General features: G+C 70.5%; 18 protein-coding genes. 11 read left to right on the top strand and 7 right to left on the bottom strand.

Annotation, left to right across the window (positions count from 1 at the left end):
* Nucleotides 1–189 precede the first annotated feature (189 nt).
* From HNR73_RS26610 to HNR73_RS26565, 10 genes are all read left to right on the top strand, one after another.
* Nucleotides 190–609, top strand: a complete 420-nt coding sequence (locus HNR73_RS26610; protein WP_184790363.1) for a hypothetical protein — start codon at nucleotides 190–192, stop codon at nucleotides 607–609.
* Between the two features lie 10 nt (nucleotides 610–619).
* Complete coding sequence (locus HNR73_RS26605; RefSeq protein WP_184790362.1) at nucleotides 620–1,000, top strand: YciI family protein; 381 nt, start codon at nucleotides 620–622, stop codon at nucleotides 998–1,000.
* A complete protein-coding gene (locus HNR73_RS26600) occupies nucleotides 997–2,193 on the top strand; it encodes an RNA polymerase sigma factor (RefSeq protein ID WP_184790361.1) in 1,197 nt (398 codons plus the stop codon). Before HNR73_RS26605 ends, HNR73_RS26600 begins: the two co-directional genes overlap by 4 nt.
* 101 nt (nucleotides 2,194–2,294) lie before the next feature.
* On the top strand, nucleotides 2,295–2,735 hold the full coding sequence (locus HNR73_RS26595) for a YbaB/EbfC family nucleoid-associated protein (protein ID WP_184790360.1): 441 nt from the start codon (nucleotides 2,295–2,297) through the stop codon (nucleotides 2,733–2,735).
* Nucleotide 2,736: 1 nt separating this feature from the next.
* Nucleotides 2,737–3,051, top strand: a complete 315-nt coding sequence (locus HNR73_RS26590) for a WXG100 family type VII secretion target (protein ID WP_184790359.1) — start codon at nucleotides 2,737–2,739, stop codon at nucleotides 3,049–3,051.
* A 9-nt stretch (nucleotides 3,052–3,060) separates the two neighbouring features.
* Nucleotides 3,061–3,552, top strand: coding sequence for a WXG100-like domain-containing protein (locus HNR73_RS26585; RefSeq protein ID WP_184790358.1), 492 nt, complete (start codon nucleotides 3,061–3,063; stop codon nucleotides 3,550–3,552).
* On the top strand, nucleotides 3,545–4,162 hold the full coding sequence (locus HNR73_RS26580) for a hypothetical protein (RefSeq protein ID WP_184790357.1): 618 nt from the start codon (nucleotides 3,545–3,547) through the stop codon (nucleotides 4,160–4,162). Before HNR73_RS26585 ends, HNR73_RS26580 begins: the two co-directional genes overlap by 8 nt.
* A gap of 12 nt (nucleotides 4,163–4,174) precedes the next feature.
* Nucleotides 4,175–4,912: a hypothetical protein gene (locus HNR73_RS26575; protein ID WP_184790356.1), complete on the top strand. Its 738-nt coding sequence runs from the start codon at nucleotides 4,175–4,177 to the stop codon at nucleotides 4,910–4,912.
* Nucleotides 4,912–5,238, top strand: a complete 327-nt coding sequence (locus HNR73_RS26570; RefSeq protein ID WP_184790355.1) for a hypothetical protein — start codon at nucleotides 4,912–4,914, stop codon at nucleotides 5,236–5,238. Before HNR73_RS26575 ends, HNR73_RS26570 begins: the two co-directional genes overlap by 1 nt.
* A 5-nt stretch (nucleotides 5,239–5,243) precedes the next feature.
* Nucleotides 5,244–5,558 carry a thioredoxin family protein gene (locus HNR73_RS26565; RefSeq protein ID WP_239122339.1) on the top strand — a complete coding sequence of 105 codons (315 nt, stop codon included), beginning with the start codon at nucleotides 5,244–5,246 and terminating at the stop codon, nucleotides 5,556–5,558.
* Nucleotides 5,559–5,585: 27 nt separating this feature from the next.
* Here the strand turns inward: HNR73_RS26565 and HNR73_RS26560 are convergent, their stop codons facing one another.
* The gene (locus HNR73_RS26560; RefSeq protein ID WP_184790353.1) at nucleotides 5,586–6,977 is read right to left on the bottom strand and encodes a class II fumarate hydratase; all 1,392 of its coding nucleotides are present in this window, start codon (nucleotides 6,975–6,977) and stop codon (nucleotides 5,586–5,588) included.
* A gap of 51 nt (nucleotides 6,978–7,028) precedes the next feature.
* Nucleotides 7,029–7,454, bottom strand: a complete 426-nt coding sequence (locus HNR73_RS26555; RefSeq protein WP_184790352.1) for a MarR family winged helix-turn-helix transcriptional regulator — start codon at nucleotides 7,452–7,454, stop codon at nucleotides 7,029–7,031.
* 61 nt (nucleotides 7,455–7,515) lie between these two features.
* On the opposite strand from HNR73_RS26555, the gene HNR73_RS26550 reads away from it, so the two are divergent.
* Entirely contained in the window at nucleotides 7,516–7,965 is a 450-nt protein-coding gene (locus HNR73_RS26550; protein ID WP_184790351.1) for a MarR family winged helix-turn-helix transcriptional regulator, read from the top strand.
* Here the strand turns inward: HNR73_RS26550 and HNR73_RS26545 are convergent, their stop codons facing one another.
* From HNR73_RS26545 to HNR73_RS26525, 5 genes are all read right to left on the bottom strand, one after another.
* Entirely contained in the window at nucleotides 7,966–8,322 is a 357-nt protein-coding gene (locus tag HNR73_RS26545; RefSeq protein ID WP_184790350.1) for a hypothetical protein, read from the bottom strand.
* Between the two features lie 71 nt (nucleotides 8,323–8,393).
* Nucleotides 8,394–9,557, bottom strand: a complete 1,164-nt coding sequence (locus HNR73_RS26540; RefSeq protein ID WP_184790349.1) for a WD40 repeat domain-containing protein — start codon at nucleotides 9,555–9,557, stop codon at nucleotides 8,394–8,396.
* Complete coding sequence (locus HNR73_RS26535; RefSeq protein WP_184790348.1) at nucleotides 9,554–10,060, bottom strand: SigE family RNA polymerase sigma factor; 507 nt, start codon at nucleotides 10,058–10,060, stop codon at nucleotides 9,554–9,556. Before HNR73_RS26535 ends, HNR73_RS26540 begins: the two co-directional genes overlap by 4 nt.
* Before the next feature lie 132 nt (nucleotides 10,061–10,192).
* A complete protein-coding gene (locus tag HNR73_RS26530) occupies nucleotides 10,193–11,848 on the bottom strand; it encodes a fumarate hydratase (protein WP_184790347.1) in 1,656 nt (551 codons plus the stop codon).
* A 67-nt stretch (nucleotides 11,849–11,915) separates the two neighbouring features.
* Nucleotides 11,916–13,568 carry an Hsp70 family protein gene (locus HNR73_RS26525; protein WP_184790346.1) on the bottom strand — a complete coding sequence of 551 codons (1,653 nt, stop codon included), beginning with the start codon at nucleotides 13,566–13,568 and terminating at the stop codon, nucleotides 11,916–11,918.
* Nucleotides 13,569–13,853: the final 285 nt, after the last annotated feature.

Genomic DNA, 13,853 nt, shown 5'->3' with positions numbered 1-13,853 from the left:
AACGGCCAGGACGAGCGCACAGAGCACGGGAAGGCCGGTACGACCCGATTTCGTCGGCCAGTGACGCTTCTGACCTGCGTCACCTCATACTTTCGGTCAGAACGCCCGGGGCACTGTCGAGCCCGCCGGCCCGGCTTCGAGGTACCCGTGAAGGCGCCGAACACGACGCCCGCACCGAAAGGAAGAACCATGAACCCCAGCGATCGGATCCAGGCTCTCGGGCGTCTCGCCGGAACGTGGAAGGTCACCGGCGGCGCCAACGGCACCTGCCGTTGGGAGTACCTCCCCGGCGGCCACTTCCTCGTCCAGCACGTCGATCTCGTCTCGCCGGAGGGCACGCACGTCCTCGGCATCGAGGTCATCGGGCACGAGAAGCCCTTCATGCGGGAGCGGGGCGAGGACGTGAAGTCCCGCATGTACTCCAGTGACGGCGACACCCTCGACTACGTCTACGAACTGGAGGGCGACACGCTCACCATCTGGGGCGGCGAGAAGGGCTCGCCCGCATACTTCCGGGGTGAGTTCAGTGCCGACGGCGACAGCCTCGCCGGCGCCTGGGTGTGGCCCGGCGGCGGCTACGACGCCTCGATGACCCGCGTGGCGCGGTAAGGAGACCACCGTGAAATACCTGATGATGGCCTACACGAACCTGGCCGCCTGGGACGAGATGGACCCGGCGAGCCCCGAGTTCATCGCCGCCTGCGAGTTCTACGAGCGGCTCGGTGCCGAGCTCACCGCCAGCGGCGAGTTCGTCTCCACCGAGGGCCTGGCCCATCCCGCGCTCACGCGAGTCGTGCGGAAGGGCGCCGACGGCGCGGTCGCCATCGACGGGCCCTTCGCGGAGACCAAGGAGGTCGCGGCGAGTTTCGCGATCATCGACGTCGCCTCCCACGACCGGGCCCTGGAGATCGCCGCGCGGATCGTCGAGGCGCTCGGCGAGCCGATCGAGGTCCGGCCGATCGGGTCCGGACCCGAGGATTCCATGCCCCCGGTGCCGTGAAGCCCGGTCGCGAGGTCGAGGACCTGCTGCGCGCGTCGGCGCCGCGGGTTCTCGCCGCTCTCGTTCGCCGTTACGGCCACTTCTCGGCCGCCGAGGACGCGGTGCAGGAGGCGCTGCTGGCCGCGGCGGGCGCGTGGAGCGACGGTGTGCCGACGGACCCGGGAGCGTGGCTGATCCGGGTGGCGTCGCGGCGGCTCATCGACCAGTTGCGCGCCGACCAAGCCCGCCGCGACCGCGAGGACGCCGACGCGCGTCTCATCCCGCGCGGCAGCGTCGGCTCCACCGACGACTCGCTCCTGCTGCTCTACCTGTGCTGCCATCCCGCGCTGAACCCGACGGCGCAGGTCGCGCTGACGCTGCGGGCCGTCGGCGGGCTGACCACCGCCGAGATCGCGCACGCCCACCTCGTCCCGGAACCGACGATGGCGCAACGCATCTCGCGCGCGAAGGCCCGCGTCCGCGACTCCGGCGCCGACTTCACCACACCACCCCCCGAGCGTCTCGGCGAGCGGCTCGACGCCGTCCGGCAGGTCCTCTACCTCATCTTCAACGAGGGCTACACCAGCAGCTTCGGTGCGGGCCTGCACCGTGTCGAGCTGTCTGCCGAGGCGATCCGGCTGACCCGCATGCTCCCCGCCGACGGCGAATCGACCGGCCTGCTCGCGTTGATGCTGCTCACCGACGCGCGCCGGGCCGCGCGTACCGACCTCGACGGCCTGCTCGTCCCCATGTCCGAACAGGACCGTCGACTGTGGAACGCCGGCGCCATCGCCGAGGGGACCGCGCTCGTCACGGCCGCGATGACCACCAACCGGCCCGGCCCCTACCAGCTCCAGGCCGCCATCGCCGCCGTGCACGCCGAGGCCGCGAGCGTCGCCGACACCGACTGGCTCCAGATTCTCGGCCTCTACCGGCTGCTGGAGGCCATGACCGACAACCCGATGGTCGCGCTGAACAGCGCCGTCGCCGTCGGGATGGTCCACGGCGCCGACGCCGGACTCGCCGCGCTCGACGCCGCCGCGGCGAGACTCCCGCCCACCCACCGGACCGAGGCCGTCCGCGCGCATCTGCTGGAGACCGCCGGGCGTCCGGCCGAGGCCCGGGCCGCCTACCTCGCCGCCGCCAAGGCCGCCACCAGCGGCCCCGAGCGCACCTACCTCCTGGCCAGGGCCGCCCGATCGGTCACTGAATAGCCGCAGCGCGTGCATGGAGTGTCACAACACGGATACCGACATCACCGTTTTTTGCGGGGTCTGGCTAAAGTCGGAGTGGACCGTTGACAGAGGAGGGACCTGTGACGAGCCCGAACTCCGAGAGCGCCCGGATCGACCAGCTGTTCACCACTCTGAGGTCCACGCTCGATCAGGCCCGCGCGGCCGGTACCGCGCCGCCGCCCGACACCGACGTCGAGCCCGTACAGGGCCGCACCGACCCCGACGGCGGTCAGGTCCAGGTCGTCGTCAGCGCGAACCGGCTCGTCGAGCTCACGCTCGATCCCCGGGTCAAGCGCCTCGACGCCGAAGACCTCGCCGCCGTCATCCTCAAGGCCGTCAACGATGCCTTCACCGACCTCGGTGAGAACGCCAAGGCCGCCGCCGAGGAGATCGACGTCGACCCCGACACCGAGGCCCTCGGCGCGAAACTCGACCGGCTCCAGGACGCCTCCGTGCGCCAGATGGCCATGTTCGAGCAGTCCATGGCCGAGGTCGTCGCCAAACTGATGGGCGGTCGCTGACATGACCGGTTTCGAGGCGCTGCCGGCCAACCTGCGCGACTCCTCCGGTCTCATGGCCTCCGCCGCCGAGGCCCTCACCAGCGCGTGGAACGAGCTCGACTCGAAGGTTCAGGGGATGGGCGACATCTTCGGCGACGACGACGTCGGCGGACTCATCGGCATGTCCTACCAGGCCGCGCACGACATCGCCACGGAGAACATGACCTCCATCATCGAGGCCCTCGGCGGGTTCGGTGAGGGGTTGCAGGGCATGGCGACCGGTTACGAGGAGAACGAGGCCGCGGTGGAGGCGAGCTTCGGGAAGTTCGAACGTTAGGGGGAGCTCGTGGGGATCGACATCCCTGGAGAACTGGCAGACCTGCTCAACCAGCTCGGATACACGTGGCCGAAATCCGACGAGACCGCCCTGTTCGAACTCGGCGGCGACTGGCTGTCCTTCGCGGGGAAGCTCCAGCCGATCGCCGGTGACGCCGCCGCGGCCGCAGACAAGGCCCGCACCGGCAACGTCGGCGAGGCCATCGAGGCCTTCGGCAAGGCCTGGGACGACGAGGACTCGGCCGTCAGCGTCCTCGGCCGCGCCGTCGTGGGCTCGCAGATCGTCGGTGGGGCGCTCTACGTGTGCGCCGCCATCGTGCTCGCCTTGAAGATCGCGGTGATCGTGCAGCTGACGATCCTGCTGATCCAGATCATCCAGGCCATCGCGACGGCGGCGGTGACCTTCGGGGCCTCGCTGGCCGAGATCCCCATCTTCAAGAAGCTCGCCGACATCGCCATCGACATCGTGATCGACAAGGCTCTGGAGGCGATCCTTGGCTAGGTCGAAGAAAGCGGCCTCGGGCGCGGCGTCCGGCATCGTCGCGAAAGCCGCCAAGAAGGGTATGGGCAATCCGGCCAAGAAGGTCGGGAAAGGCGTGCCGAAACCGCGCAAGCCCAAGCAGTCGGGGCCCGGCAAGCCCGACTTCCGCGACTCGAAGGGCCGGCTGCGCGACGGCACCACCGGAAAGCCGAAGCACGACCCGACCGCCAAGCACAATCGCAGCAGCGAATACCCGCACGGCTACAGCGACAAGACGCACGGCGAGATGGCCACGAAGTACACCAAGGAAGGCCGCGACCCGACGCACCCGAAGGACGCCGACGGCTGGCCCCTGGACAGCGCAGGCAACAAGAAGAACCGCGATGACCTTGAGTGGTACGACAACCAGGGCAACAAGGTCGACCCGCCGGTCACCTACGACCACGACCCGGCGGTCGTCGAGCACTGGAACACGAAGGGCTACGACAGTTCCCGCCAGGACCGGGCCGCCTACTACGACAGATCCTCGGTGCTGGAGCCCATGAACGGCCCGCTCAACTCGTCCAAAGGCGCGAAAATGCAGGCGCAAGGACATACATTCAGGCAGGACGTCACCGGGAACTACAGCTAGAACGGAGGGGCAGTGTCCGAAGTGGATATCGCCGGCAAGATCGCCGAGATCGAAGATGTGGCACCGTTTCCGGACCTGGAAAAGGTCTGGTACTGGTCCATCGGCGGCGGCTGGTTCACCTATACGGTCGCGCTGAGCTCGGATGGGCGCTCGGTGTTCCAGATGACCTGCCGCGACACTTACCCGGCCGCGCTCGTGCGCGACGTGCTGTCCTTCGCGCGGCACAACGAGTCGGCGCTGCTGGCCGCCGCGCCGATGGCGCACGTCGAGGGCTTCGACGTCGCCGGGCACGGCTTCGACTCGGTCGGCGCGGTCATCCCGGCCGTGGCCGAGGCGAACAAGGACCGGCCCGAGATCAGCGCCGTCACCTACCTGGTGTTCCCCGGCTGGCGCAACGAGTTCTCCGGCGCCGAGACCGAACCCGAGGCCTACTCGCGCCTGCGGATGCTCGACGCCGCCAACCCCAAGCGCGAGCCCATGCCCTTCCTCAAGATGCGTTTCGACAACGGCCACTCGCACACCGTCGGCGACGAGCGCCTGCTGACCAAGCCGGACTTCTTCTTCGACGAGCTGGCCGCGATGGCCGAGGGCAGCCGCAAGTCCTTCATCGAGGCGGAGAACTTCCGCGGCGAACTGCGCACCATCACCTGCGACGACGACGGCTACGTCATCGACGGTGGCGAGGCGCGCATGTCGGCCGAGGACGCGCGGGCCTGGGCGGAGCGCTATCTGACCGAGGGTGATGCCTGATGCGTCTCGACATCGGCGGCCACACGTCGATCGAGGGCCCGCCGGCGAGCCGTGTCGAGCAGGTCCTGCGCAGCATGGCCTCCGCGAACGAGCAGTACGTCTCACTCGACCGGTCCGAGCAGTACTACGTCATGGCGATGCCGAGCGAGTTCGTCGGCGAGTTCTGGGATCTGGAGTTCCGCGACGGTTCGGCCGAGCGCCACTACGCGGCGGCCGACGGCCGTCCGATCGACGAGGTCGTCGAGGTGTTCTTGAGCTACCTCAACGGCGACAACGTGTGGCGGACCCGCGTGGAGTGGAAGCGGGTCGAGGAGGAGCAGCTGTGATCCTGATGACGGACCGCTCCTACGACCGTGACGTGCTCACCCCCGACGTGCCGGTCCTGATCGCCTTCGGGGCGCCCGACGACGGGCCGAGCAAGGCCCTCGGCGGGGTCATGGCCGAGGTCGACCGCGTGCTCGGGGGGAAGGTGGAGGTCGCCGTGGTCAACGTTCCGGAGTGCCCGGAGATCGTGGCCAAGTGGGGCGTGACGCGGCTGCCGACGCTGATCCTGCTCAAGGACGGTGTCCTGGAGCGGGTGTGGCTGGGGGTGCGTCCGGCGAAGCGGATCATCGCCGACGTCGGTGAGCTGCTGTCCGAGGAGTGAGGGGCGTTTCCGCCCCTCACCGGGTGTCTAGCGCGTCATGTCGAGGACGTCGAGGGCCTCGTCGAGTTCCTTCTCGGTGAGGCGGCCCTCGGCGACGTGCCCGCGTTCGATGACGACCGCGCGGATCGTCTTGCGTTCGGCGAGGGCCTGCTTCGCGATCGCCGCGGCCTCCTCGTAGCCGAGGACGCGGTTGAGGGGCGTCACGATCGACGGTGAGCCTTCGGCGTACTCCCGGGCGCGGTCCACATTGGCCTCAAGGCCCTGGACGCAGCGTTCGGCGAAGACGCGCGAAACGTTGGCCAGCAGGTTGATCGACTCCAGGAGGTTGCGGGCGATGACCGGCAGCATCACGTTGAGCTCGAAGTCGCCGGCCGCGCCGGCGAAGCCGATGGCCGCGTCGTTGCCGACGACCTGCGCGGCGACCTGCCGGACGGCCTCGCACAGCACCGGGTTGACCTTGCCGGGCATGATGCTCGATCCCGGCTGGAGGTCGGGGAGGCGCAGTTCGGCGAGCCCGGCGCGCGGGCCCGAACCCATCCAGCGGATGTCGTTGGCCACTTTGGACAGTCCGATGGCGATGGTGCGCAGCTGGCCGGACAGCTCGACCAGGGCGTCGCGCGCGCCCTGCGCCTCGAAGTGGTTGCGGGCCTCGACGACCGGCAGCCCGGTGCGCGAGGCGATCAGCTCGATCGTCCGCGCGGCGAAGCCGGTCGGCGTGTTCACGCCCGTACCGACGGCCGTGCCGCCAAGCGCGAGTTCGGCGACCCTCGGCAGCGCCGACTGGATCCGTTCGACGCCGTAACGGACCTGCGCGGCGTACCCGGAGAACTCCTGCCCGAGCGTGACGGGCGTGGCGTCCATGAGGTGCGTGCGTCCCGACTTGACCACCTCGGCCCACTCGGTCGCCTTGGCGCCGAGTGAGTCGGCGAGGGTGTTGAGCGCGGGGATCAGTTTGTGCACGGAGGTGTCGACGGCCGCGAGGTGCATCGCCGAGGGGAACACGTCGTTGCTCGACTGGGAGGCGTTCACGTGGTCGTTGGGGTGCACGGGCCGCCCGAGGCGAGCCGTGGCCAAGGTCGCGATGACCTCGTTGGCGTTCATGTTGCTCGACGTGCCCGAGCCGGTCTGGAACACGTCGACGGGGAAGTGCTCGTCGTAGGTGCCCGCGGCCACCTCGTCGGCGGACGCGGCGATCGCCTCGGCCATGTCGGGTTCGAGGACCGACAGTTCGGCGTTGACGGTCGCCGCGGCCGACTTCACGCGGGCGAGCGCGGCGATCAGCGAGTGGTCGAGGCGCTGGCCGGAGATGGGGAAGTTCTCCACCGCGCGCTGGGTCTGGGCGCGCCAGGCGGCCCACGCCGGGACCTTGACCTCGCCCATCGTGTCGTGTTCGATGCGTACGTCTTCGTCACCGCTCATGCGGTCCATCGTGCCGCACGCGGCGGTCGATCCGGGGCGGTATGAGCGGGCTCACGGGGTAGGTGCGGGTCGTGACTCCAGGTTGGCGGCCATGCGGGCGAGGCCGTCGACGACGGTGTCGTAGTCGTCGGTGGTCATGTTGGCGGTCAACAGGTCCCGGGTTGCGTCGCTTTCGGCTCGCAGTGCGGCCTGGACGGCGCGGCCGTCCTCGGTGAGGCGGTAGCCGTCGTCTTCGCGGGCGATCCAGCCGCGGTCGAGGAGGAGGCCGGTGGTCTCGTCGAGGGTCATCGCGCCCTCCTCCCAGAACGGCGTGAGGCGCCGGGACAGCTCGTCGTGCGAGGCCGGGCCGCGGGTGAGGGAGGTGAGCACCTGCCAATGGCGGCGCCCGAGTCCCCGGCGGCCGAAGACCTCGTCGAAACTGGTGGTGATGAGGTTGTCGAGGTGCTTGAGCCAGTAGCCGATCGGCTTGCGTTCCATGATGAGCTCCATATAGTTGTTCTATGACATGTAGTTGTCTCTGATTATGCATGGGAGCACGATGGGCCGCAAGGAGACCGAGGTCATCGGAAGCCTGGAACGCGCCATGATCGAGATCCGGCGGTCACAGCGCCGGCGCGCGCTGATGAAACGCGAGCTCGCCGACGCGCCCACCGCGCTGGGCGCGAACTTCGACGTCCTCGACGTGATCGAGGCCGCCGGGGACGAGGCCGTCGGCGTGCGCGAGGTGGCCTCGGCGCTGTCGGTCGACCAGCCGCGCGCCAGCAAACTCGTCGCGGGCGCCGTCGAGGCCGGTTACGTCCGCAGGGAGGCCGACCAGGCCGACGGGCGCCGGACCCTGCTGGTGCTCACCGAAGCCGGGCGGGACGTCGTCGACCGCGCACACGTCGCCCGCCAGGGCGCGATGCGCCGGGCCACGGCGGGCTGGACCGCCGAGGAGCGTGAGACCTTCGCCGGGCTGCTCACGCGCTTCGTCGCCGGACTGGAGTGACTACTCGCCTTCGGTGCGGGTCACGCCGACGCAGCCGAAGACCTCCGTCGCGCGCTTGTCGAGGAAGACGATGAAGGAGTACGGCGGGTCGTCGACGGCGATGTGCCCGAGCCGCAGCGGAGTCCCCTCCGGCAGGCCCGACAGCCGCTCCACGGAGGCGGGGAAGCCCAGGGAGTCCAGGCCCAGCTTCGCGATCGACCGCGCCCGCCGCGCGTAGGTCGACGCGAGATTGTGCGCGGGGACGGTCTCCTCGTACACGGCGAACTCCGCGCCGTCCACCAGGCCGCGCCGGCACGTCGCGACGGCGAGGTCGGGGGAGTCGAGGTCGAGCAGCTCGATCAGGCGTTCGCGGTCCATCAAGGCAGGGTACGCCGACGGCGCGAGGACCGGGGACGATCGGTGAGCCGATCGTCCCCGGACGGGTGACGCTAGAAACCGAGATCGGCGGCTTCGGGAGGGAGACCGGCGGAGGAGCCGACACTCCATACGGAGACGTTCTCCGCCGTCGGCCAGGGAATCGACGGGCCGAAATCACCGGTCTCGGCGTCGACCACGACGAAACCGTGCTCCTCCGGGGACGGATCGACCGCCATCAGGAGGGCGCCGTCGTCCAGCCAGCCCACGGTCGATGCGCCGTGCCCGTTGCCGTTCTCGAAACCGGCCGTCAGCTCCGTCCTCCCGGTCGCGGCGTCCGCGACGACCGCCTGCCGTTCGCCGGTCCCCTCCTCCTCGTTCCAGCTCCCGTTCTCGTAGAGCAGACGACCGCCGTCGGGGGAGTAGCCGACCAGAATGACATCCGAACCGTCCAACTCCACCGTTGCGCCGACGACACCCGCCAACGTCAGGTGCCGCACCTCGGTCCGGCCGTCCTCCCGCTCCACCGCGACCGCGTACCCCGCGGAGTCGGGAGCCCAGACGACACCGGTGACCTTCCAGTCCGCCGGGACCGTCGTGACCACGAGCTGCCCGGTCACCGCGTCGTAGCTCGTCAACGTGCCCAGCCGTCCGCTCCCGTCCCCGAGACCGGCGTCCACCTCGGTCGCGCCGAAGACCTTGCTCCCATCGGGCGACCAGAGACTGCGGACACCGCCCACGGTGTCGGTCACCTCCGGGCCGGTCACCCAGGCGACCGCCGACTCGCCGCCGTCGAGATAGGCCTCCCGTCCGGCGACGCCCAAGCCCCGATCGAGGTCGGACACGGCGACCTGGCCGCCATCGGGCGAGACTTCGGCACGGAACGGAACGGCCAGGTACTCACCGCTGCGCTGGTCGAGAAGGTAAGGCATCCAGCCGTTCGAGAACGCCTCGATCACCCTGGGGCCCCCACCCGGACGCGGAACGGCGTCATCGGGCAGCGTGTCCGCCGAACTCGACGGATACGGATCCGCCGGCGGTGCCGACCGGTCCGCACCGCCGATCGCCGCGCTCGCCCCGGCCAGCACGGCCACGACCGCGACGACGGCCACCACCGCGCGCGTGCCGCGCGCCCGTGCCCGTCTGCGGAGCACGCTGTCGGCGAAACCGTGCGGCGGCACCAGGTCGGCGGGCATCGGCACGGACTTCAGACCTTCGGAGATGGTCTCGTCGCTCATCGCAGCACCTCCGTGCCCGTCGCGTTCGGCTGGTGGATCCTTCGCAGCGCGGCGATCCCGCGCGAGGCCTGGCTTCGGACGCCGCTCGGCGAGATGCCGAGCATCCGCGCGATCTCGGCCTCCGAGCGGTCCTCGTAGTGGCGCAGCACGACGATCAGCCGCTGCCGGTACGGCAGCCGCGCCAGGGCGGCGCGGAGATCGTGGCGCGCGGCGACCCCGTCGGCGTGGTCGCGGTCCGCACGCTCCGGCGGAGCATCCACAATGGACTCCGGCTTGCGCGCCCGGCTCCGCCAGGCGTTGTACTGCGAGCGGTACATGGCCTTGCGGACATAGGCGTAGGGCTCGTCGATGCGGTGCCACTTCTTCACGCACGCCGCCAGCGCCGACTGCACCAGATCCTGCGCCAGGTGGACGTCGCCGGTCAGCAGGTAGGCCACCCGCAGCAGGGCGGGCGTCTGCGCGGCGGTGAAGTCGCGGAACTCCTTCTCATGGGCCGGTTTCATGCGGGCTCCCGGTCACGTCGTCTCCCGTCGGAAAGTGTCCATCACAGGCAAGGACACCGGTGGGGCCGGAAACGCTGCCGCGGCACGGAAAAGGGCCGCGCGGATCCGCGCGGCCCCTGGTACGTGAGGGTTCTAGCGTCCCGTGCGGATCGTCAGCACCGGCTTGCTCGTCTCGGCGAAGAAGTCGTTGCCCTTGTCGTCGACGACGATGAAGGCCGGGAAGTCGACGACGTCGATCTTCCACACCGCCTCCATCCCCAGCTCCGGGTACTCCAGGACCTCGACGTTCTTGATGCAGTCCTGCGCCAGCCGCGCCGCCGGGCCGCCGATCGAGCCGAGGTAGAAACCACCGTGGGTGGCACACGCCTCCGTCACCGCCTTCGAGCGGTTCCCCTTGGCCAGCATGACGAACGAGCCGCCCGCGGCCTGGAACTTCTCCACATAGGAGTCCATCCGCCCGGCCGTCGTCGGCCCGAAGGAACCCGACGCGTAGCCTTCCGGCGTCTTGGCCGGGCCGGCGTAGTAGACGGCGTGGTCGCGCATGTACTGCGGCATCTCCTCGCCCGCGTCGAGCCGCTCGGCGATCTTGGCGTGCGCGATGTCGCGCGCGACGACCAGCGGGCCGGTCAGCGACAGGCGCGTCTTCACCGGATACTTCGACAGTTCCGCGCGGATCTCGGCCATCGGGCGGTTGAGGTCGACGCGCACGACGTCCTCCTCGCTCGCCAGATCCTCGGCCGTCGTCTCCGGCAGGTAGCTCGCCGGGTCGGTCTCCAGCTGCTCCAGGAAGACGCCCTCGGCGGTGATCTTCCCCAGCATCTGGCGGTCGGCCGAGCAGGACACGGCGATCGCGACGGGCAGCGAGGCGCCGTGACGCGGCAGGCGGATGACGCGCACGTCGTGGCAGAAGTACTTCCCGCCGAACTGCGCGCCGATCCCGAAGCGGCGGGTCAGGTCGAGGACCTCCGCCTCCAGATCCAGGTCCCGGAAACCGTGCCCCAGCGGCGATCCCGTCGTCGGCATCGCGTCGAGGTAGTGCGCCGAGGCGTACTTCGCGGTCTTCAGCGCGAACTCCGCGCTCGTCCCGCCGACGACGATCGCGAGGTGGTACGGCGGGCACGCGGCCGTGCCGAGCGAACGCAGCTTCTCCTCAAGGAACTGCATCATCCGCGTCGGATTGAGCACGGCTTTCGTTTCCTGGTAAAGGAAGGACTTGTTCGCGCTGCCGCCGCCCTTGGCCATGAAGAGGAACTTGTAGGCGTCGTCGCCGTCGGCGTACAGCTCGATCTGCGCCGGGAGGTTCGAGCCGGTGTTCTTCTCGTCCCACATGGAAAGCGGCGCCATCTGCGAGTAGCGCAGGTTCAGCTTCGTGTACGCGTCGAAGACCCCGCGCGAGATGTGCTCGGCGTCGCGGCCGTCGGTGAGGACGTGGCGGCCGCGCTTGCCCATGATGATCGCCGTGCCGGTGTCCTGGCACATGGGCAGGACGCCGCCGGCGGCGATGTTGGCGTTCTTGAGCAGGTCGCGGGCGACGAAACGGTCGTTCGGCGAGGCCTCCGGGTCTTCGAGGATCGACCGCAACTGCGACAGGTGCGCCGGGCGCAGCAGGTGCGAGATGTCGTGCATCGCCTCGGCGGTGAGGGTCGTGAGGACCTCGGGCTCGACGGTGAGGAGCCGCCGTCCGCCGGGACCTTCGACGGCCTCGACGCCGTCCGTGGTCAGCAGCCGATACTCCGTCGTGTCGGGGCCGGTGGGGAGAAGGTCGGTGTAGGCGAACTCAGAAGTCACGACGACCAAGATAGTCCCGGCGTTCACCCGCCTGGCCAGGGCGTGCGGCGGGTCACGGAGGGTGGGGTCACAGGGGGCGGAAGCGGCCGCCCGATCGCCGCTCGACCACGGCCGCGAACCCCCTGCCGCCCGAGGGCAGCCAGGCGGGATCACCGAGGACGAGCTTCTTCGGCACGAACCCGGAGCCGCCTGGCGCGGGAGACAGGGCGTGGAGGACGAGCCTGTCCTTCTCGGTGCCGAAGCTATTGACGTGTTCCCAGAGGTACTTCTCGGGCTTGTCCCCGCGCACGACGGTGATGCTCTCGTCGTCGACGCGCACGCGGCTTTTGCCGGAGCCGTTGGGCGTCAGCTGTTGGACGAGAAGGCAGAGCAGCCACGGCGAGAACACCGCGATCACATCGCCGGGTGGGTCGAGTCCCAGCTCCGTCCGCAGCAGGTCGTTCATGACGGCCGTGCGCAGGCCGGGGATCAAGGTGATGGCGATGGGAAGCAGGAACAGCACGACGGCAACGCCGGCGCCCAACTGCGACCGGGCCACCAGGCCGGGCGGTGGCGTGAAGTCGAACAGCGAGGCGGCGGGTGGGGCGGGGGCTGGGGCCGGGGCCGGGGCCGGCGGCTTCGGAGGTGGGGCAGGTCGGGGGTCGGGTGTGGGGTTTTCGTCCGGTGGCGGGGTTTCCGCTCGTGCGGGTCCCGTGCCGAGCACCGCCCCCTCCGCGACGACCAGCTCCGGCTGGTCGAGCACCGTCGGCGCGATGCCCGTCGCCCGGTGCAGCAGCGTCGCCACCAGAGGCACCCGGCTGGCGCCGCCGACCAGGTAGACGGCCGACACGTCGGTGTTCGTGAGCCCCGCCGACGCGATGACCTGCCCGGTCAGCGCCACCGTGCGGTCCAGGACCGGCCGCGACGCCGCCTCGAAGTCCTCGCGCGAGACCGGCAGGTCGCGGCCGAGGACGTGCACGAGCGCGCTCGCCCGTCGGGACAGGGCCTCCTTCGCCTCCCGGGCCTCCTGCCACAGCGCGTGGCGGTCGCGCGGCCTGTCGCCCGCGAGCAGTCGGCGCCACTCCCCGGTCGCGCCGACCGCGCGCCCCAGGACGTCGACGACAACGGCGTCGAGGTCGAGGCCGCCGACGTCGTCGAGCCCGCCGACGCCGACGACGTCGAAGCCGTCGCCGGTGCGCCGGAGGACGGCGACGTCGCAGGTCCCGGCGCCGAGGTCGTAGACCACGAGGTGCGCGCCCACCGGGACGCCGGACCGCGCGGTGAAGAAGCGGGCGGCGGCGACCGGCTCGGGGACGTAGGCGGCGGTGTCGTACCCGGCGGACGCGACCGCCGCGGCGAGCACCCCGCGCCGCGAAGCGCCCCAGCCCGCCGGATGCGTGACGGTGAGCGCGGGGCGGTGCCCGGCGACGCGCCGCGCCTCATCGGAGACCGTGCGGAAGGTCGCCGCGATCAGTGCGGTGACCGGGTAGGAGCGCCCGCCGAGGAGGACGTCGCCGTCGGTGATGCGGCGCTTCGGATTCGGCTCGGTGGCGGCCGGAGTCGTCCGCGCCGCGCGAAGGGCCTCGGCGCCGGTCAGTAAATGACCGTCGTGGGCGGCGACGGTCGAGGGCAGCAACGGCGAGCCGTCGAAGAGCAGGGGACGGGTGCGGCCGCCGGGCTCGGCGAGGACGGCGACGGTGTGCGAGGTGCCGTAGTCGACGCTGAGTCGGAATCCGCCCATCTGGGGAGTGTAGGGCGGGGAGGGGTGGGCGGGGGGTGGGGTGGGTGGGCGGAGTGCGTGCGGGGTGGGCGGGGCTGGCGGGGCCGCGCCTCGCGGTGGCGTTGCGCTCGCGCGCTCGCGCGCGCTGGCTGGCCTCGCACCCACGCGCCCCGGCTGGCCTCGGACGTTTACCCGCAGCCCGTGCTGGTTTCGCACCCAGGGGCCTTCACCCGCGCGCATCGGCGCTGGCTTCGCGCCATGCGCGTATCCGTGCTGGCTTCGCACCGCGCGCCTTCACCTTCAGGC

The sequence above is a fragment of the Phytomonospora endophytica genome (genome assembly GCF_014202425.1).
GTDB lineage: Bacteria > Actinomycetota > Actinomycetes > Mycobacteriales > Micromonosporaceae > Phytomonospora > Phytomonospora endophytica.
This window is presented reverse-complemented; position numbering and strand designations above follow the sequence as displayed.

Bases quoted from the DNA above. Each gene is read 5' to 3' on its own strand.
- HNR73_RS26610 (WP_184790363.1), top strand. From the start codon at position 190: ATGAACCCCAGCGATCGGATCCAGGCTCTCGGGCGTCTCGCCGGAACG.
- HNR73_RS26590 (WP_184790359.1), top strand. From the start codon at position 2,737: ATGACCGGTTTCGAGGCGCTGCCGGCCAACCTGCGCGACTCCTCCGGT.
- HNR73_RS26570 (WP_184790355.1), top strand. From the start codon at position 4,912: ATGCGTCTCGACATCGGCGGCCACACGTCGATCGAGGGCCCGCCGGCG.
- HNR73_RS26565 (WP_239122339.1), top strand. From the start codon at position 5,244: ATGACGGACCGCTCCTACGACCGTGACGTGCTCACCCCCGACGTGCCG.
- HNR73_RS26560 (WP_184790353.1), bottom strand. From the start codon at position 6,977: ATGAGCGGTGACGAAGACGTACGCATCGAACACGACACGATGGGCGAG.
- HNR73_RS26555 (WP_184790352.1), bottom strand. From the start codon at position 7,454: ATGGAACGCAAGCCGATCGGCTACTGGCTCAAGCACCTCGACAACCTC.
- HNR73_RS26550 (WP_184790351.1), top strand. From the start codon at position 7,516: ATGGGCCGCAAGGAGACCGAGGTCATCGGAAGCCTGGAACGCGCCATG.
- HNR73_RS26545 (WP_184790350.1), bottom strand. From the start codon at position 8,322: ATGGACCGCGAACGCCTGATCGAGCTGCTCGACCTCGACTCCCCCGAC.
- HNR73_RS26540 (WP_184790349.1), bottom strand. From the start codon at position 9,557: ATGAGCGACGAGACCATCTCCGAAGGTCTGAAGTCCGTGCCGATGCCC.
- HNR73_RS26535 (WP_184790348.1), bottom strand. From the start codon at position 10,060: ATGAAACCGGCCCATGAGAAGGAGTTCCGCGACTTCACCGCCGCGCAG.
- HNR73_RS26525 (WP_184790346.1), bottom strand. From the start codon at position 13,568: ATGGGCGGATTCCGACTCAGCGTCGACTACGGCACCTCGCACACCGTC.